The organism is [Limnothrix rosea] IAM M-220 (genome assembly GCF_001904615.1).
GTDB lineage: Bacteria > Cyanobacteriota > Cyanobacteriia > Cyanobacteriales > MRBY01 > MRBY01.
On sequence record NZ_MRBY01000037.1, the window covers coordinates 23,371 to 42,685 of the forward strand.

19 protein-coding genes, 1 tRNA gene and 1 pseudogene are annotated in these 19,315 nt (G+C 45.2%); 13 read left to right on the forward strand and 8 right to left on the reverse strand.

Annotated features, from left to right (window positions below):
- The first annotated feature begins 16 nt into the window (after positions 1–16).
- From pth to NIES208_RS13540, 3 genes are all read left to right on the forward strand, one after another.
- Positions 17–628 (forward strand): aminoacyl-tRNA hydrolase, encoded by a 612-nt coding sequence (gene pth, locus NIES208_RS13530; protein WP_075893517.1) that lies wholly within the window; start codon positions 17–19, stop codon positions 626–628.
- A gap of 154 nt (positions 629–782) precedes the next feature.
- On the forward strand, positions 783–1,688 hold the full coding sequence (locus NIES208_RS13535; RefSeq protein ID WP_225875312.1) for a putative bifunctional lysylphosphatidylglycerol flippase/synthetase: 906 nt from the start codon (positions 783–785) through the stop codon (positions 1,686–1,688).
- A 136-nt stretch (positions 1,689–1,824) separates the two neighbouring features.
- Positions 1,825–2,070 (forward strand): DUF5340 domain-containing protein, encoded by a 246-nt coding sequence (locus NIES208_RS13540; RefSeq protein WP_075893519.1) that lies wholly within the window; start codon positions 1,825–1,827, stop codon positions 2,068–2,070.
- Between the two features lie 123 nt (positions 2,071–2,193).
- Here NIES208_RS13540 and NIES208_RS13545 read toward each other — a convergent pair.
- The 3 genes from NIES208_RS13545 to modB all read right to left on the reverse strand — a co-directional run bounded on the left by NIES208_RS13545 (position 2,194) and on the right by modB (position 4,013).
- Positions 2,194–2,264: transfer RNA gene (locus NIES208_RS13545), tRNA-Gly, on the reverse strand.
- A 70-nt stretch (positions 2,265–2,334) separates the two neighbouring features.
- Positions 2,335–3,318: a hypothetical protein gene (locus NIES208_RS19240; protein ID WP_139325066.1), complete on the reverse strand. Its 984-nt coding sequence runs from the start codon at positions 3,316–3,318 to the stop codon at positions 2,335–2,337.
- Positions 3,318–4,013, reverse strand: a complete 696-nt coding sequence (modB, locus tag NIES208_RS13565; protein ID WP_075893523.1) for a molybdate ABC transporter permease subunit — start codon at positions 4,011–4,013, stop codon at positions 3,318–3,320. Before modB ends, NIES208_RS19240 begins: the two co-directional genes overlap by 1 nt.
- A gap of 396 nt (positions 4,014–4,409) precedes the next feature.
- Here modB and NIES208_RS13570 point away from each other — a divergent pair, with 396 nt between their 5' ends.
- From NIES208_RS13570 to plsY, 10 genes are all read left to right on the forward strand, one after another.
- Positions 4,410–4,730: a Mo-dependent nitrogenase C-terminal domain-containing protein gene (locus tag NIES208_RS13570; protein WP_075893524.1), complete on the forward strand. Its 321-nt coding sequence runs from the start codon at positions 4,410–4,412 to the stop codon at positions 4,728–4,730.
- Between the two features lie 36 nt (positions 4,731–4,766).
- Positions 4,767–5,525 (forward strand): hypothetical protein, encoded by a 759-nt coding sequence (locus NIES208_RS13575; protein WP_075893525.1) that lies wholly within the window; start codon positions 4,767–4,769, stop codon positions 5,523–5,525.
- 102 nt (positions 5,526–5,627) lie between these two features.
- Positions 5,628–5,879, forward strand: a complete 252-nt coding sequence (locus tag NIES208_RS13580; protein ID WP_075893526.1) for a hypothetical protein — start codon at positions 5,628–5,630, stop codon at positions 5,877–5,879.
- A 401-nt stretch (positions 5,880–6,280) separates the two neighbouring features.
- Entirely contained in the window at positions 6,281–6,535 is a 255-nt protein-coding gene (locus NIES208_RS18670) for a hypothetical protein (RefSeq protein ID WP_139325067.1), read from the forward strand.
- Complete coding sequence (locus tag NIES208_RS13585) at positions 6,504–8,357, forward strand: WD40 repeat domain-containing serine/threonine-protein kinase (RefSeq protein ID WP_075893527.1); 1,854 nt, start codon at positions 6,504–6,506, stop codon at positions 8,355–8,357. Before NIES208_RS18670 ends, NIES208_RS13585 begins: the two co-directional genes overlap by 32 nt.
- Positions 8,358–8,395: 38 nt before the next feature.
- Positions 8,396–9,490, forward strand: coding sequence for a redox-regulated ATPase YchF (ychF, locus tag NIES208_RS13590; RefSeq protein WP_075893528.1), 1,095 nt, complete (start codon positions 8,396–8,398; stop codon positions 9,488–9,490).
- Positions 9,491–9,564: 74 nt separating this feature from the next.
- Positions 9,565–9,699 carry a hypothetical protein gene (locus NIES208_RS19700; RefSeq protein ID WP_282956467.1) on the forward strand — a complete coding sequence of 45 codons (135 nt, stop codon included), beginning with the start codon at positions 9,565–9,567 and terminating at the stop codon, positions 9,697–9,699.
- A gap of 21 nt (positions 9,700–9,720) precedes the next feature.
- Complete coding sequence (locus NIES208_RS13595; RefSeq protein WP_075893529.1) at positions 9,721–10,122, forward strand: DUF3119 family protein; 402 nt, start codon at positions 9,721–9,723, stop codon at positions 10,120–10,122.
- 48 nt (positions 10,123–10,170) lie between these two features.
- Positions 10,171–11,319 carry a DUF3086 domain-containing protein gene (locus NIES208_RS13600; RefSeq protein ID WP_075893530.1) on the forward strand — a complete coding sequence of 383 codons (1,149 nt, stop codon included), beginning with the start codon at positions 10,171–10,173 and terminating at the stop codon, positions 11,317–11,319.
- A 27-nt stretch (positions 11,320–11,346) separates the two neighbouring features.
- Entirely contained in the window at positions 11,347–11,994 is a 648-nt protein-coding gene (gene plsY / locus NIES208_RS13605) for a glycerol-3-phosphate 1-O-acyltransferase PlsY (RefSeq protein ID WP_315861642.1), read from the forward strand.
- 92 nt (positions 11,995–12,086) lie between these two features.
- On the opposite strand, the pseudogene NIES208_RS13615 reads toward plsY, so the two are convergent.
- From NIES208_RS13615 to NIES208_RS13635, 5 genes and pseudogenes are all read right to left on the reverse strand, one after another.
- Positions 12,087–15,083 (reverse strand): annotated as a pseudogene (locus NIES208_RS13615) (bifunctional diguanylate cyclase/phosphodiesterase).
- 193 nt (positions 15,084–15,276) lie between these two features.
- Positions 15,277–16,107, reverse strand: coding sequence for an SWIM zinc finger family protein (locus NIES208_RS13620; RefSeq protein ID WP_075893533.1), 831 nt, complete (start codon positions 16,105–16,107; stop codon positions 15,277–15,279).
- Between the two features lie 34 nt (positions 16,108–16,141).
- Entirely contained in the window at positions 16,142–16,987 is an 846-nt protein-coding gene (locus tag NIES208_RS13625) for a M15 family metallopeptidase (protein ID WP_225875313.1), read from the reverse strand.
- A 126-nt stretch (positions 16,988–17,113) separates the two neighbouring features.
- Complete coding sequence (locus NIES208_RS13630; RefSeq protein WP_139325068.1) at positions 17,114–17,722, reverse strand: PTPA-CTERM sorting domain-containing protein; 609 nt, start codon at positions 17,720–17,722, stop codon at positions 17,114–17,116.
- A gap of 204 nt (positions 17,723–17,926) precedes the next feature.
- A complete protein-coding gene (locus NIES208_RS13635; protein ID WP_075893535.1) occupies positions 17,927–19,165 on the reverse strand; it encodes a response regulator in 1,239 nt (412 codons plus the stop codon).
- Positions 19,166–19,315 lie beyond the last annotated feature (150 nt).

The window sequence follows — 19,315 nt, forward strand, 5'->3', positions numbered from 1 at the left end:
ATTTTTCGTATTTTTCATGGGTCAAACGACATCGTTAGTTATTCCCCAGTTAATTGTGGGTTTAGGGAATCCTGAGCCGAAGTATGATCGCACTCGCCACAATATTGGTTTTGAGTTTGTTGATCGCCTCGCAAGTGACTGGGGTGTTTCTTTGCAAGAGAATAAAAAGTTTCATGGCTTCTGGGCTGAGGCACGCCATGATGGTAAAAAGCTGGGTTTACTCAAGCCGACAACCTATATGAACCGCTCTGGGCAGTCGCTACGGGCTGTGGTTGATTGGTACAAGATTCCGCCGGAGTCGGTGTTGGTGGTCTATGATGATATGGATTTGCCTTTGGGTCGGTTACGGCTACGCTTAACTGGGTCTGCGGGTGGTCATAATGGCATCAAATCGATCATTTCTCACCTCGGCACGAAAGATTTTCCGCGGCTACGCATCGGCATCGGTAAGGCAAGGTTTCAAGGCGATCGCCAAACAATTTCCCATGTTCTAGGTAAATTCTCACCGGACGAACAACCAATCCTTAAAAAGGTTTTAACCCTGTCAGAGGATGCCCTCTCCATGAGCCTCAAAGAAGGCGTGGAGAAAGCTATGAGCCTTTACAATGGGCGCAGTGTTGAACAGTGAACGGGTATCAGTGAACAGTGAACAGTGAACAGGTATCAGTGAACAGTTATCAGGTGTTGAGGGTCGGAGGTCTATTTTTAGGGTCTTGAAGGTCTTATTGAACAGGATTAAGCCTTATTTGCGTTGGTTGATTTTCGGACTAACGCTATTTTTTTTGCTATCAGCTTTACGAAGCCACTGGGAAGAAGTTGCCAAGGTTCGGCTGGAGCTTGAGGATTGGGGTTTAATTGGTCTCGCGATTATCGTGACGGCGATCGCCTATGTTTGGTCGGCGGTTGTGTGGGGCGGCATTTTAAAGTTATTTCGCGTCAATATTCCCCTCTGGGCAGCGACACGTATTTATATCAGAACGAATTTAGCTAAGTATTTGCCGGGTAATGTCTGGCATTTCTATGGGCGCATGACTAAGGTGGTTGAGTCGGGTAGTTCGTGGGGGGTTGCCAGCTTATCGGTGTTGCTCGAGCCGCTGCTTTTAGCCGCTGGGGCGGTCATGATTGCGGTTTTGGGGCTGGGTGCTAATCTCGCAGAAGTGACGGCCACGCCTTGGTTGAAGGTGTTAATTCCGTTGGGTCTAGTCGCTGTGTTAGTCGGTATTCACCCAAAATTTTTCAACCCGGTTATCCAAAAGGTTTCTACAGGAAAAACGAAGGATCATGTTCCCGTAATTTTGCAAGTTTATCCGTGGCAGCCACTCCTCGGCGAAATTGGCTATGTGTTGCTACGAGGGGTTGGTTTTCTACTCATTTGGCAGGCGATCGCCCCGTTAAATATCACTCAAATTCCAGCGCTTTTAGGTATTTACAGTGGCGCATGGCTAGCGGGATTTATTGTGCCGGGCGCTCCGGGGGGCATCGGTGTCTTTGAACTGGTGGCGATCGTGCTACTCGAAACGGTGGGACAAACAGGTGTGACGGAAGGCAATCTACTTATTATTGTGGCAATTCTCCGACTCGTGAGTACCCTCGGTGAACTTCTACCTTTTGTTTTTCTAGGGTGGCGATCGCCCGCCATTAAAGCCAATCTAGAAACAGAAAAAATATCAAAAGATCAAGCCAAATAGTCACGCTATCTACCACCAAATCCAACAACTTTTACGGCGAAACAAAGAGAGATAAATCCGATGACACAGGTAACCGGACGCGTTAAACTTTGCCACAGAATATTGATCTAAAAAAAACACCAAGACATTCACCACTATGCAACCTATCCCCATGCCTTCCCACATTCATTACGAGACAATTTTGCAACTTCTCGAACGCAAAACCCAGCGGGAAGCTAACCAAGACCGCATGACCCAAGAGCAAGTACAAGCCCTCATCCTGACACTACGCAAGGCATTTTCCCAGCAAAAACAGCTAGAACGCAGTTGTGACCAGCTCCGCATTCCCTACGAATATCATTGGTCTCTGTCCGCACAAGACCCAGAACAGCCAGCGGAGTAGTGGCAAACAAAGAGTTACCCTAATGTTGAGTGCAGCGGCAGGGTAACGCCAAGCAAAAATAAGCGCCTCAATTTCAGGCAAAATGCAAGGCTAAGGCAAATTATTTAATGAGTTTTTTCTGAAAGCGGGTGAGGGGAATCGAACCCCTATCATCAGCTTGGAAGGCTGAGGTTTTACCACTAAACTACACCCGCAAGTGGTTTAGACACTTCCATAAAGGTAACATTTCACCTAAAAAATGCCAAGAGCTGAGGGCAAAGTTTGCTAGAAAATGGGTTTGATGACCAGCTGGGCACGGTAGGACTGATAAACAGGTTGTCCGCCCATCTGCGTCGGTTCAAACTGCCAGCGATTCAGGATTTCGCTGACTAAAGTTTTAGCTTGAGATGAATTTAACAAAGGTGGACGGATAACGATATCGTCGCTTGGATCATTCTGCTCATCTTGAATTGCATCAAATCGGCCATTTCGATCAATTGTGAATACAAATTCAATAGTAATGGTTTCGCTAAGAGATAGATTTTCTGTTTGGAGATAGGCGATCGCCTCTAATTGCTGCTGAGTACGAATTGGTTTTCCCGTCTGATCCGGAATAGTACGGGTTGAGTCACTCAGCTCAAATTTGCCAAAACTTACGTTGAGGGAACTTGGCACAGTGCTAACAGGTGCTGGACTAGGAGGTGATGGTGTTGGAGGACTTGGGGTAGAGGGAACTGGCGTAGGTGTTGGCGGTGCAGGTGTCGGAGTCGGTGGGCTAGGAACTGGCGGCGTAGGTGTTGAGGGAATGGGAGTTGGAGATGTCGGTGTTGGAGTGGGTGGACTAGGGGGGCTTGGTGGTGTCGGCGTGGGCGCTGGGGGATTTGGCTGGGGCGTAGGCGGTGTCGGCGTTGGAGTCGGTGTAGGCGGAGTTGGTTGAGGTGCTTTAGGTGCGGGAGTTGGTGGTGCTGGGGATAAGGGGGCTTGGGGAGTGGGTGAAGGTTGTGGACTGGGAGATGATGGTGTGGGTGCAGGTGTGGCGATCGCCTCGGATTCCAAATTCGGTGTAACGGTTAATGGGGTATCGGTGGGAATGTCACTCGGTACAGCCACAATTTCAATGGGTACAAAAGTTGTCTCAGCAAAATCTAGGCGAATAACTTTTTGTAAAAAAAAGAAGGCGATCGCCCCATGAAGACCAAGGGAAACTATCCCCAGTAGGAGCCAAAAGGGCGTGGAATCATAAAATCGCGGCGTTCTTTGCATCATCATTACCGCAAAAAATGGCGATGGACAATCGTGCGACGTTCGAGATATTGCGTCAGGAGCAAACTGAGTAAAGACAATATCGTGAGAATTCCCACAAAAATAAGCGCTAAAGCATCATTGCCTGTTTGTACGGCTTCGTAAATTGCCATGGGCATCGTTTGGGTGACGCGGGGAATATTGCCCGCCACCATTAATGTTGCACCAAATTCTCCCAGCGCCCTCGTAAAGCTCAAGAGGATTCCCGCTAAAATACCGCGACTCGCTAAGGGTATCCAAATTTTGGAGGCGATCGCCCATTCGGGTTGTCCCAATGTTGCCGCTGCTTCAAGGAAAATCGGATCAACACCTTGCAATGCCGCTTTTGTCGTTTTAAACATCAACGGAAAAGCCATTACCGCCGCCGCAATTGTTGCCCCCTGCCAAGAAAAAATTAACCGTATTCCTAAACTTTGATCGAGCCATTTTCCTAGAAAATTTTCGGTGCTTAAAGCTTGTAATAGAAAAAAACCAACCACCGTCGGCGGCATCACTAAAGGTAACGTGGCGATCGCCTCTAGCCAAAACTTCCCCCAAAACCGATAGCGCACTACCGCATAGGCTAGTCCTCCGCCAAAAACCATTGATAAAACCGTTGCAAAACCCGCCACCCGCAGCGAAATCCAGAGCGCTGGCAGCACAATATCCAAAGATGCTCCCAAACCTCACATACTCCCCTGTTCAATTAATAGCTGTAAATACCTATAAGCCTTGAAATCACCTAGTTTTAAATACCTATAAACCTTGCATTCCCATGGAACTTTTACACAAGCTTTACGCTGTCTTCGCATGAATTCGCTCCAACTGTTACCTAGATCACCGTTTATCCAGAAAGGTTTGTCGATACTGGAATTAAGTTAAACAACACTCTATCTTTCTCCCGCAATTTTAGGCTACGACATTCGATGATTGCTTGGGGATCAAAAGCGGCTTGTGTAATTCGTGATTGAAACCTTGAAGAGAAATGTAGATGTAAGACTTCGATTTTAGAACCGATAAATTCTGTTTTTCGAAGCCTTCTTGAAAACAAACATCCCTAAATTCGTTAGGCGATCGCCATGGAACTTTCAAATCAGAATCGCAACAATCTCCAGTATTCCGGCTCCTTCAAAAATCATCGCATTGATATTTTCCAATCCCTACGTTTTTGGTTAAACGCCATCGAATTTACAACGCCAGAATCCGCCCACCTCGTTTGCCGTTTGATTCCTGCCCAGTGTCCCTTCGCCCGTGACGTGAGTTTTCTCGGTCGTGTACTATTTAGTATTCCGCCTCTTTGCAAGCTAAACCCTGTCTATGAAGAGCTTGTTGCCCTTCGTTTCCGCGCCTTGTGCTATCTCGCTGATGAAGTAGGTGAAGATATCGGGGTTTACTGCTAAGATCATCTGTACTGATTTTGATCGAGCTTATCCCGAATGGCAATTATTGCGCTTAAGGCTTGGTATCTAGAGCATTACCAACCCGTCGCTGAGGTGATTCAGCGTCCCCACGATTTACGACTAAACCGGAATAGCCTCTTGAAATCGGCATTGCGGGCAGATTTCCTCGACGAAGCCAAAACCATTGAAAGTTCGGTTTGGTTTCAGCGCTACTTAGAAGGAGAAACGGTCGAGTTTTATATTGAGGGGAGTGGTTCCTACGCAATTGCCAATGTTGATTTACGCTCCCAAGAAATTTATTTCGTTAAAAATCAAGCGACAAACTGGCTACATCCTTACATTTTTGTCAGTGCCCAAACCGTTCAATCGGACAAGGGTAAGGCGATCGCCACAGAATTAGAAAAAGCTCTCAGTACTTTAAATAAATCCAGCCGTATTCCTATCGAATTAAAATTTTCCGAGTCGTCAGCGAATGAGCCGTGGCGCGTAAATAATACACAACTCCGAAAAATTCGCCAAAGCTTACTGCACATTGTGGATATTACGGCGATCGCCGCCAGTGAAGGTCGTTTACTCTGCGATCCCCAAGTCGCTTTGGAATTAGGCTATAGCTTGCAAAATAAACACACCAATCAAATCTTGTTGCTATCCCAACAGGATCAAAATCTAGAAGGCACGATGCCTTTTGATTTGCCCCAGCATCGTCAACTGAGTTTTAGGAATGCCGCTGAGCTTGGAAAAATGCTCCCCACTGTCCTCGAAAGTAGCCTGCAACCCTATCGTCTAATTTCTTAAATTGCATTCTGGGCAACCTAAGATACACTGAGTCAGGAGATTGTATTTGAGCATTTTCTCTCCGTTCAAACCCTTTTCACTTTTCTATAAACAAGCAGCATTATGCCCAGACAAGCAGACGAATATGCCGTTCACTTCCTCATTGAGGGAGGCCACCGCGAAGAAGTCCGTTTCGCTGACATTAAGGAATTTCAGAAATGGTATAGCAATGTGTTCATTCCGAAGGCTGATGAGCACGGCTTTATCAATGTCCCCATTAAAAATATCCAAGGGGAATTTATGGTCATTCGCCCTGTGAGTGTCCGGGCGATTCGGGTAGAACCCATTTTCCTTGGTAGTGTTGAACGTTTCTAAAATATTGTGATTCTAAAAATTAGGCGATCGCCCCACTGAGCGGTATATTGCGCAGATTTTTCAGAAGGTAGATGCCAGAAAATAAAGACTAAAAATATTTTTCTCTTTTCGAGAATTCATGATCCCTCTTCAAATGTGTAGGTCGCAACGAAGGGGGATTTTTATGGATTTTCAGCAGAAATAAAAAGAAATTTTAGACGATGTAGCATTCGTGTGGTCTTAATATGCCTAGCCAGTCGATGGCCATTAAAAAAATTATGAGACCCCTGAAAAACCCAAGTCCTCCTTTACAAGGGGGATTTAGGGGGATAAAAGGTTTCGCACTCAACTAAAAAGACTATAAATTGGCGTACAAAACACCGCCCGATATTTTAAATTTAGCTGCATCGTAACGAGTAGCTATGGCTCGGTTTCAGCCGGCCTATGGGACAGCGCGGCACAATTCACAAAGTCTTATTTTGAGATCATCCCATCGTGTTAAAAATCGTGGCTTTCGGCAAAGTTCAGGTATTTTGGGGGCGATCACCAAAAATTCACTGAAAACATCCAAAAATTATCCTGAATCGTACGGTTTAGTGGTTCTTTTGTTTGTCAGAATAAGTACTGTCATCTGCGATCGCCCTGATGGTTTATTGTCTCAACTACCGCTGTCCTAATCCTGAGAACCCCGATGGGGGAAATTTTTGTCTACATTGTGGGCAAAAATTATGGCTCGGCGATCGCTATAGCGGTCTTAGCCTAATGCAGCAGGGCATCAAAGGGCGGACAATTCTCGGCTTGGATCGCAGGACAAATCCTGTCAGCTACTGTGTGATCAAGCAATCGCTCGTAACAGAAAGTGTGATGCCGCAGGAGTTTCTCGCTGAATTTAAACAAAATCTGACCCAACTTCAAAAGCTTGGCGATCGCCGCGAATTTCCCACACTTTTGTACGCTGTTGTGCCAAAAACCTTGGCAGACTTGAGTAATATTCCGACCCTAGTTTTCGAGAAAGTGGCTGGAGAATCCCTATTACAACGGTTTAACCGCGATGGACGATTTAGTGAAGGAAAGCTCATTGAATTACTCGAAGCAATTTTGCCGTTGTTGCAAATAATCCACGACCATCAGCTTATCCATCGTGATCTAAGTCCAAAAAACCTAATTTTCACCCCAGAAGGCTACTGGGCAATTGTTGATTTCACCGCCGCGAAAGCCACCTCAAAGGTTGCTAGTGCTCAACCCGGTACGCTCATTGGTTCTGGTATTTACACCGCGCCGGAACAGCTCCACGGCAAAAGTTATCCCGCCAGCGATTTATATAGTCTTGGGGTAATTTGCATTGAGCTACTGACCATGATGCATCCCTTTGAACTCTTTGGAGATACCGAGAGTCGTTGGGTTTGGCGGGATTATTTAATGACACCCGTTAGCGATCGCCTCGCCACATTACTCGATAGTTTAATTTCCGACCGGATCGGCGATCGCCCCATTTCCGCCCAAGCCGCCCTCCACCAATTACAAGCCAAAAATCCGACCCCGCTCCCTAAATTCCCACCAAAAACAAACAACCCTCCACCCATCGCCACCATAGAATCCACCGCCCCTGAACGCTCTCCCCAGCCCCAAGAAAAATGGCATTGCATCAAAACCATGCAGGGGCATCAAGGCTATATCAGCGATTTAAACTTTGACGAAACAGGTAAATTTCTCGCGAGTGCCGCCGCCGATCAAACGATTCGTGTCTGGAATATGGAATACCGCTGGGAAGTGGCTTGCCTGCGGGGACATCGTGGTATTGTTTCGGCAGCTTTATTTTTAGGCTCCCAAGTGATTTCAAGCAGCTGGGACTATACCGTCCGTCTCTGGGATTGGCGCTCCAACACAGAAAGCGATCGCCTCGAAAAACAACAGACATGGCTTGTCGGATTAGCATTACTTGACGATAACCATCAGCTGGCAACCCTCGGCGCAGATCACCATATCGCCCTGTGGGATCTAAAAACAAAAACCTTCATTGAAAGTTGGTCGGCAAACCGCTCACAACTACTGCATGCCGATGGTTTTTCCCCAGTTGTTGTGAGTGCAAATGATCACGATTTATATCTTTGGCAAAATCAAACAGCGATTAGCACCCTATCTGGCCATCTCGGCAAAATTACGGCCTTTCAAATTAGCGCCAACGGCAAATTTTTGATTAGTACCAGCGAAGATAAAACCATTAGAGTTTGGTCAGTGCGCACCCAATCTTGCGACAAAATCTATCCCGTCAGTCATCCCATCCAGTCCCTCGCTATTTTTCCCAATAAACGCTTTTTTGCCGCAGGAGATGACCAAGGTACATTACATATTTGGCAAATTGGACAAGAACAGCCCCTAATTAGTCTCGCTGGCCATGGGGGCGCAATTCAGGCGATCGCCATTTCTCCAGACAGCCAAACCATTGCCACCGGCGGCCAAGATAAAACCATTAAAATCTGGCGATTCGGGATACAATGACCACCTAATTAAAAAACCCAGATCTGTAGAAAAAATCCATGCTACGAGCCGGAATCGTCGGACTGCCCAACGTCGGAAAATCAACCCTATTTAATGCCCTCTGCGAAAATGCAAAAGCAGATGCCGCCAATTTTCCCTTTTGCACCATTGAACCCAATGTCGGTGTCGTTGCAGTTCCCGATCCCCGTCTAGCAGTATTGGCCGAGCTGTCTAAATCTGCCAAAATTGTGCCGACCCGCATGGAATTTGTTGATATTGCCGGACTCGTCGAAGGGGCGAGCCAAGGGGAAGGCCTCGGCAATCAATTTCTTGCCAATATCCGCGAAGTCGATGCCATTGTCCATGTGGTGCGCTGTTTTGACGACGACGATATTATTCACGTTTCCGGCTCCGTTGACCCCGTCCGCGACATTGAAGTGATCAACCTAGAGCTTGTTCTCGCAGACATGTCCCAAGTCGAAAAACGCCTTGAACGCGCCAAAAAGCAAGCAAAAGGAAAAGCAAAAGAAGCAATGTTAGAGGTGGCTGTCCTCGAAAAAATCCTCCCGGTTCTTGAGGATGGCAGACCTGCCCGCCAAGTGGATCTAGATGAAGATGAAGAACACGCCATTAAAGCCCTTGGTCTGTTGACGCGAAAACCTGTCATTTACGCGACAAATGTGTCAGAGGACGATTTAGCCGCAGGTAACGAGTGGGTCGAGCAAGTCCGTGGCGTTGCAGCCACAGAAAATGCCCAAGTGGTCGTGGTCTCCGCTCAAGTCGAAGCTGAACTTGTTGAATTGGATGCTGAGGAAAAGGCTGATTTTCTCGCATCTCTCGGCGTTGAAGAGGGGGGTTTACAATCTCTCATTCGTGCCACATACACTTTGCTGGGTTTAAGAACGTACCTCACCACTGGTGAAACAGAAACTAGAGCTTGGACAATTTTGGTGGGGATGAAAGCACCCCAGGCGGCTGGTGTGATTCATACGGATTTTGAGCGGGGCTTTATTCGCGCTGAAACCATTTCCTATCAAGATTTAGTGGAGTGTGGTTCGACTAATGCGGCCAAGGAAAAGGGTTTACTCCGTTCTGAAGGCAAGGAATATGTTGTGCAGGAAGGGGATGTGATGGAGTTCCGCTTTAACGTTTAAACTCACGGATCGATGGTATTTTCAGTGTGTGCTGAAATGCAGAATCCCCCTAAATCCCTCTTTGGAAGGGGGACTTGAGTTTTTCAGTTATCCTGCAAGTATTTGAAATGACGATGAAACAGGCATCAAAGGCGATCGCCCATCTCCTATTTCGACTGCGCCCACTAAACGTAAAAGTTAGAATTGAACCAACGCTGTTCCAACTGTAATTGTCAGGATATTTTTTGACTATGACTTCTGCCCAATCGACCGATAATATTCCAGCGAATCATCCCCAAGTTGTTGAGTTAAAACCCAGCTACAACATTCCCCTTGTCTTGATTGCGGCGGGAGGGGCGATCGCCTTTTTACAGATTTGGGTGGGCGGTGTGATCGGGCTATTTGGCGTGTTTTTGTTGATTCAAACGTTGACATTACGATTGCAATTTACTGCCACTGATCTTGATATCTATCGTTCAGGCAAGCTGATTCGACAGTTTCCCTATGCCGAGTGGCAGAACTGGCGTATCTTTTGGACAAGCGTTCCAATCCTGTTTTACTTTAAAGAAGTCAAAAGTATTCACTTTTTGCCCATTATTTTTGACCCGCGCACCTTACAAAGCGAACTAGAAAAACACTGCCGTCGCGACTAAATGTGACTGCAATCAACTATTAATTTATGTGCGCCTAGGATTTTCACTATGAGTTCAGATCCCCAAGACCGACCCAAGCTAGATCTCAAGCCTGCTCCTCCTCAACCCCTTGATATTCCTGCAATTGATCAAACTGAGGCGGCAAAAGATTCTACACCAGCAGAGGCGATCGCCGACAGCGTTACGCCAGAAGAACCGACATTAACCCCAGAATTTCAAGCTATCCAAGCAGACATCACCGTATTAGAACGCCAAAAAGCAGCTTTAGTTGAAGAAATTGCAGCCCTAAAAAAAGAAAAAAATAGTCTTTTTAATGAACAGACTGGCGGCCTAGAAACCCAAGTACAACAGTTTATGGCCAAGAGTCTGCAAACCCTCGAAGCAAAACAGACAGCACTACAAAAATCCGTTGACCAGCTCGAACGACGGCGCGATCGCATCCGCGAAGAAATGCGCACTACCTTTGCCGGCGCTTCCCAAGACATTGCCGTACGCGTTCAGGGTTTTCGGGACTATCTCATGGGTAGCCTTCAAGATTTGGTCATGGCAGCGGAACAGCTCGATTTCCCCAGCTACGACGACAATTGGAGCCAAGCGGCGACACCTGTGCCCCCATCAGAACCCATAAAGCAAAAACTAGAGCCACCCCAGTTTGCTAAGAAAAATTTTGCCGCACGGGTGCAACATATTGAGGCAACCCTCAAGCAATATCAAATGTCACCTGATTATTATGGGCCGCCTTGGCAATTGCGTCGTACCTTTGAACCCATCCATTCAGACCGTGTGAAAAAATGGTTCTTTGAGCAGGGTGGCCGGGGCGCTGTGCGGAGCATGGGCAGCCGCTTGCAAAATATTTTGGTGGCCTCAGCAGGTTTGTCGGTGCTCTACAACATGTATGGCGATCGCCTGCGGGCTTTGATTTTGGCCAATACTCCCGAAAGATTAGGTGAATGGCGGCGGGGTTTACAGGATTGCCTTGGTATTTCCCGGAGCGATTTTGGCCCCAATAGCGGTGTGATTTTGTTTGAAAATCCTGACGCGCTCGTTCAGAAAGCAGATCGTCTCGTAGAAGATGATAAACTACCGCTAATTATTATTGATGAGGCTGAGGACAATATCAGTCTGTCGTTATTGCAATACCAATTGTGGCTTGCCTTTGCGCCGGAACCCCAGTCTGATTCTTCCTACTTTTTCTAGCATCACTGTCGGACCTTGGCTATGTATATTCCCTTGGCGATCGCCGCAACTTTTCTCCTTATCGCATATTTATTTGGTTCCATTCCGACGGGCTACCTCGCGGGAAAGTGGTTGCAAGATATCGATATCCGCCACCATGGCTCTGGGTCTACCGGTGCAACAAATGTCCTCCGAACCCTTGGTAAAAAAGCAGCCATTACAGTGCTCTTCTGTGATGCCCTCAAGGGGATGATCGGCATTCTCCTCGTGACACTGCTCTTTGCCCATCCCGAATGGATTGCGATGCCCATAGAATTTAAAGACTGGATGATTGTCGGCGCAGCTTTTGGCGCAGTCATTGGCCACAGTAAATCGCTCTTTTTAGGTTTCGAAGGTGGTAAATCCGTCGCCACCAGTATTGGTGTTTTATTGGTGATGACACCGATTGTTGCCCTTGGTACGCTAGCAACCTTTGGTCTGGTAATTACCCTAAGTCAAATCGTTTCCCTGAGTTCCATCAGTGGGGCGATCGCCGTCATGATTCTCATGATTGTCCTACAGAAACCTTTGCCCTACATTATTTTTGGTGTCCTAGCGAGCATGTATGTCATTGTGCGTCACCGTTCTAATATCGAACGTATCTTTGCAGGCACAGAACCAAAATTAGGAAAAAAATTCAGTCAAGGTAATTCTTGAAATTAGATTTTTATGGCAAATAATTTGTCTTCACAGTCCCCGAATCCCCTTTTCCCTAAGAATTGTAGATTGAGTCCTTAACCAAACCGACCTTAGCCAGAAAAAAGCACTTCAATTTCGGGAGCCGGCAATGGCCGCGCAAATAAATAGCCCTGTCCAAAATCGCACTTTAAGTCAGATAGCAGATCCTGCTGTTCTCGGATTTCAACTCCCTCAGCAATAATTTTTTAACCCAATTGTTGTCCTAAAGCCGCGACAGTTTTTACAATCTCGCAATTGGTATCCCCCGTTTGCATATGGCGAATAAAAGACTTATCGATTTTTAGATTATTGACCGGTAGACGGTGTAGATAGCTTAGAGAAGAATAACCAGTACCAAAATCATCAATACTAATTTGAATATTGCGGGCTTGCAGTTGGGTCAACAAACTAACCGTTTCTGCTAAATCTTTAATCAAAATCCCTTCTGTGACTTCCAAGGTAACAAAGCGACTATCCAGACCAACTTGCGCCAAAATATTATCTATTCGAGGGATCAAATCTGCATTTAAAGTCGCCATCGATAAATTCACACTAATTTTACAGGCGGCAAACTGGGGAAATTGACTCTGCCATCTCCGCAGTTGGGTCGCCGCAGTCTCTAACACATACAAATCCAAGTCTGCAATTAAACCTGTTTCCTCTGCAATATAAATAAATTCATCAGGGGGAATTAGACCTTCTTCCGGGTGATTCCATCGTACCAAGGCCTCAAAGCCGACGGGTTCGCCAGTGCTGAGGGTGACAATGGGCTGGTAGTAAACAACGAACTCTTTGCCGGCGATCGCCTGCCGTAGAGCATTACTAAGATTCAGACGACGTACCGCTTGGGTATGTAATGTTTCATTAAAAATTTCGTAGCAAGCCCGGCCCTTGGCCTTAGCCTGATACATCGCTAGATCTGCATCTCGCAAAATGTCAGCAGCTTCCTTATAGCTATGCTCAGCCAGCACAATACCAATGCTCGGCGACATAAAAATATCCCGTTGATTAAGCCTAAATGGTTGTTTAAATTGCTCTAAAATCTGTTCTGCCACTTCAACCGCAACACGAATATCACGCACATCATCAAGCAACAAAATAAACTCATCACCACCAATACGTACTGCAAGATCTGGTAGCTGAATAGCATTCTCCAAACGACGTGCCACTTCAATCAAAAGGCGATCGCCCGCCAAATGCCCCAAACTATCATTAACAACCTTAAACTGATCTAAATCGAGAAATAACAACGCACATTGATAATCAGCCGATTTTTGTAAACGCGCCACCGTTGTATCTAACTGCTCCATCAGCAAATTACGGTTCGGTAAATTAGTGAGAGGATCATAAAGAGCATTATGGATAAGTTGACTTTCCATCTCTTTGCGCTCACTAATATCCTGAAAAACAGCAACCACCTCTCGAACCTCCTGCTGTTCGCCATAGATCGGCGAAGCTTGCACCTCCAGTGAAACCACCCGACCATGACGATGCAACTCAATATCATCAGTGCGAACAAACTCTCCCTTCAATGCCCGACTAATAGGAATCTCCTGGGACGAATAACGCCTTGTGGTTTGAGCCGAATAAATACCGTAGTCATCAAGCTGATGCCCCAGAACCTCAGCCTGAACAAACTCATCAGTCAGCAACTGATATCCCATTTGATTTAGGTAAGTCAATTCACCATTAGGATTATGAACCGCAACACCCACAGGTAAAACATCCAGCAACTGATTAAGACGACTTTCATTTTCAGCGAGAACCTGATTAAGGGATCGCAACTGAGTAAAAGAAGCCTCTATTTGATCCGTCATTTGATTAAATGACTTCGCCAACTCACGCACCTCTCGAACACGACTCAAGGACACAGTCTCACGTAAATTCCCCCGAGCAACCCCCTTAGCCGCCTCATTAAGATGAGCAAGGGGACGGGCAACCAAACGCGCAGTTAAAATGCCCGAGTACATCGCGATAATTAGAGCAGCTAGGCACAATAAGATCGTTGTCCGAGTATTCTCATTGATTTGAGCCATAAAATCCGACTCTGGAATTGCGACAATAATCAGCCATTCAATGCCCCAATCATCTCTATAGGGCAAGACATCAATAAAGTACTTTTCTCCAGCTAGCCGATAATTAAATTGCTCCGTCTTTTCAATAGCATGGAGACTACCAAAACTGCTTAAAAGATATTGCGTTATCTCTCGAATAACAATATTTTCGCTCGCCGTAGATTGGATGCGTTGCGTTTGATTATTAGCATCGGTTAAAAAAGGTTGAGATAGAGTTGAACTGGCAACAAGATTGCCATTTTTTTCCATAATAAACGTTTGCCCCGACTGCCCGACCTCTAACCCACTGAGAAACTCACTTACCGCATTTAAAGAGAGATTATTACCTAGTACCCCTTGTAATTTTCCTCCAGCATTCCGTATGGGTACACTCGCCGGCAAATCAATTTGAGGGACAACTTGGAGGGCAAAAATATTGCCCCATGTATTTGTTTGGGCTTCGGTCGCGGCTAAGTACCAAGGACGTTCTCGAATATCGATAAAGTTTGGAATATGGCCTTGCAAGGCTGCTAGCTCACCTTGGTCATTGGCTTGGTAAATTTCAGCAGGGGCTGTTGAAGATTCTCGTTTGACAAAAATGAAATCGCCATTATTTGCAATTCGTTGGGCTGCAATAAATCGCCCTTGTTCGTCACCGTAGTAAATAACGCCTTTTGATTCAAAAAGCTGGAGTTGTTGCCAAAAATATTCTCCTAAATCTGACAAATCATCTGTTGTGAGGAGACCAGATTGGATGTTGCTTTTATTAATTTCGTTAACGAGATGGGATGTTTCTAGATAGGAGTCTAAATGTTGTTGGATTCTTGCGGCAACTTCTGCTTGGAGCTGACGAGAAAGTTCGACTACAGCCTGTTGCCCATTGCGAAAAGATAGGAGCCCGGTAAGACCAACGATGGTCACAATTTGCATTACAAATGGCGTAACCAGAACAATGTTGAGGGGGACTTTTTGGAATATGCGTCTGATTTTATCGGCTATATTCCTTTGAGTCATACTGGATTTGGAAAATGAGTATTGTTGCTATTACACCACAAGTGACTAGAAGATTCATGCTAAAGATCACTAAAATTTAGTGTTTTCGATCCTATGGGTAACAACCACCACCCCTAATATTCATCGAAGGTATTTTGTTGACTTAAAAACAGTGGGTATTTTAGCTATTGCTCAGTGACTCAAGCATTAGTCTTTAAGGGTTGCTACCTTGTAGGGCTTGCATCAAAGCTTGTTGGCTAGCGATGGCATAGACTTGTTGAAGATAATTTTGAAAAGCTTGTGCTTCTTCATAGGGCAGGTTCAGTTGACCAAGGATCTCTAATGTGGTTTTGCCGTCGGTCGGTGGCGTTAAGACGACGAGACTAGGGTCAAGGGGTTGGTCATATTGCCAAAATTTTTCGAAATTGATGGATTGTTTCGCTGTGTTTTTTTGTTTTGTTTTGGTTGCAGGAGAGGTTTTTGATTTTTCTATGGTTGTTTTAATGGTGTCGTTTTGATTTAAACGAAATTCTTTTAGGGCATCTAATATCTGGTGGCGCGTGCGGCCACGTAACTGAAAAATCACGAAGGGATCTTCACTAAAGCGATCGCCGAGCTGATAGTAAACGGCACCGATATGTTTGCAGGGATTAGCTTTGTCGGGGCAACTGCATTTCGATTTCACATCACCTAAGGTAAAAGGAAAAAGGTTTAAACCGTTTTGGGTAAAAACTTGCTCGATCGCCGCAGGCATTTCCCCCGCTAGTAGTTGTGCGGAAAAAATTGCTTTTTGCCCTAAGGATTCGATGACATATTTCCAATCTTCGTCATTGAAGGTCGCAAGGGTTAGGGATACGCGGTAGGGATCTGGTTCACTGCCCTGAACGGCGGCGATCGCCTTAGAACCCACAAAATCAATACTGAGGACATTTCCTTCCTTAGCATAGATACGGGCTCGCTCCAATCTTTTTTTGAAACGATAAGAATCCAGTAGTTCTAACCAACGTTGTACCCACCACTGGGTTTGGGGAAAAGAATCAGCCATGAAAAAAGTTTAATGATGGGACTTGCAAAAGAAATTAATTAGTAGGCGATACATCTGCATCAGTCGCATTGTCGCTAAAACGACGTGACTTATAGAAAGTTTCAAGACTATCTGGATCGCCAACAAACCGCCAATGCCAAGGTTCATAGGCAATTCCTTGGGGATTACCGCGAGGAAACGATAGCTCAAAACTAAACCGCGCAGCATTGGACTCTAGCCAGCGAAAAGCCGCGGTATTTTCAAAACTTTCACTCAAATTTGTGCCCGGCACATTCGCGTCACCAATATCAACAGCATAGCCCGTATGGTGTTCGCTATGGCGGGGGGGAGCACTCACTTCGGCACGCTGGGAAATATCCTGTGCCCGTTGTTCTCGCACTGTGAAAAAGAGATATTTTTGTTCTTCAATGGAACGAAAGCCCGAAATCAAACTGAGACTAATACCATCTCGACGAGCAGCTGCCGCCATTTGCCGATATTTTTCTGCTGCGGCTGGACGTAACTTTAGCGTGCCACTGGGATAAACAAATTCGAGTTCCCAGCTTGGTGCTTCATCATAGGCAAAATGACCGAGTAATTGATCCGACTCAGGTTCCGGCGTTGCTCCCGCTTCTGGGTCTGTTGTCCCGGCTGTCGATACCTCCGTCTCTGTAGAGGTGGTGTCACTCATCTCCGTTGGCATAGATCCTACCAATACCAGCTGCCACAGGGCGATCGCCCCAAGGGTAAGAAGTCCGACAGCCAACCCTCCAAAAAGCAAAAAAGACGGAATGCCGCTACGACGTTTTTCATTCGATAATGGCGCGACCGATTCATCCCGCATCACCTCTGGGATATCTATTTCCTCTAATACTGAAAGATCATCAAGTTCTTCAGACACGTTTATACCCAGGCTCTAGGTTTCATAAATTTCGTGGTTATATATTATGCTGCTTTACAGCGAAAAGGAACTCATCTCGCAACAAGGCGCTTCAATCATTACAGCCACCTCACATCTCAAAAGAAATTAGCCCATATCATTTTCTATTTTTTTAAGCCGTTTTTTCCCTACCACAGCCAGACCACTAATTACCGGCAAAACCGCAGCAGGAGCTGGTACGGGCACGACAGCGAGTGATCCCGTGCCATAGCGCAAAACAACAGTTAAATGGTTGCCAACAGAAGATAACGCGACAGCCTCCGAAAATATCGCATCAATGATGAGTTGGCGATCGCCATTAATCAAAGCCGCCAGACTTAACCCAAAATCACGAACAAACAAAAACTCCCGATCAAAAGCACAACCTTCACCACTCATATCCCCATTGAGATTAATAATCCCAAACGCCTCATAACAACCAAAACGACCAACAAAATTACCATCAATTTCTAAATCAAAAAATTCCCCCTGTTCATCAAGATCAAAGTCCACATCGAACCCCCCCGGAGTAAACCGATTATCACCAGACAAAAGCCTTAATAAACCATTTACACCAACAGCAAGATCCAAACTATGAAATCCAACAGCCAAACGCCAACCCCGATCCAATACCATCGCCCCTGCAGAGCCAACAACCAAACTATTAACCATCAATGACCCAGCACAAACAAGAAAAATCCTTTGCCAATGATTCATCTCCCAACTCCAATCCCTACATAAAAATTACTATCACCCACCCCACCCTTGATGATGCTTTCATAATCCTCAACCTAACAACAATCAAGCCAACAAAATCACACCTAAACCTTATCCACATGCGAAAGCAACTATATCCAAAAAACAATTAACTTACAGTAAAATCCCCACAACAAAAGCCCAAATAAATCTTATAAATCAGCGTTATACAGTACGAATCGGTAACATAACCACAAACTCCGCTCCAGCATCCGGAAAAGAGTTGCAAGAAAGCATGCCACCATGGCGTTGAATAATTCGATAAGTGACAGATAGTCCGAGACCCGTACCACTACCGATTGGTTTTGTCGTAAAAAAAGGATCAAAAATATTTTCAAAGGCCTCAGGTAATACCCCCGTGCCATTATCAATAATCGATATTTTTAATTTTTCCTCTGATAAAACTGACGTTTGAACTGTTATTTTCCCCCGAAACTCTGACACTAGCCCTTGTTTCATCTCAATAGCATCAATTGCATTAGAAAATAGATGCATTAACGCTTGATTTATATTGCGAAAATGACATTTGATTGCGGGCAACTCTTCGTATTGGCGCATAACATCAATATTTTTTTCTTGTAGTTGATGTTCCAGAAGACTCAATGTATTATCGAGGCATTTATTTAAATCAACCGATTTAATATCCGCTTCATCCAACCCAGAAAAACTTTTTAATGAAGCAACAATATTACTAATTCGTTGTGTGCCCGTTTTCATTGATGCCAAAATATTAGGAAGATCTTGTTTTAAATATTCAAGATCAATCTCACCAAGCAATTCTTCAATATGCGGTGGTAATTTATCGTATTCTCCACAAAACAATTCAATTACTTCTAGTATTTCTTGAAAATATTCCTGTAGATACTGAATATTGCCATAGATAAAGTTGGCTGGATTATTGATTTCATGGGCAATCCCAGCAACAATACGACTCAAACTAGACATTTTTTGAGTTTGAATAAGTTGCGCTTGGGTTTCTTTTAAAATTTTGTTAGTAACTTGAAGTTGATTGTATAGTTGTTTTTGCCGTAGACCGGCATGAATCCGTGCCAATAGCTGACTTTTTTCCACGGGTTTATTTAGAAAATCATCAGCACCAGCCTCTAGGCCAAAAACTTGGTCATCAACAGAGTTTTTCCCGGTCAGCAGAATAAAAATGGTGCTGGCTAATTTAGGGTTAGATTTGATTTCTTTGCAAACATCGATGCCTGAAATACCCGGCATTACCCAATCGCACAATACAAGATCGGGTCTCTCCTCATAAATAATGTCTAAAGCTCTTGTACCGTTATCTGCAAAGTAGAAGGTAAAGTTTTGATCTTTGAGTAGTTTTTTGAGAATAATCGCCTGGGTTGAGTCGTCTTCAACCACTAGAATCGAGGCAAAACGGTTTTCATTGACCATCGGTTCGGTATCAAGTGCAGGGTCTATAGTAAAAAACCATGTTGGTAAATTACGGCAACCTTGGCATTTCTGATTTGGATACGAAATTAATTAATTAACGTGAGTTTTGCTTAAGCATGCTCGGAAGTACGACGCGGTGAATGGAAGAGC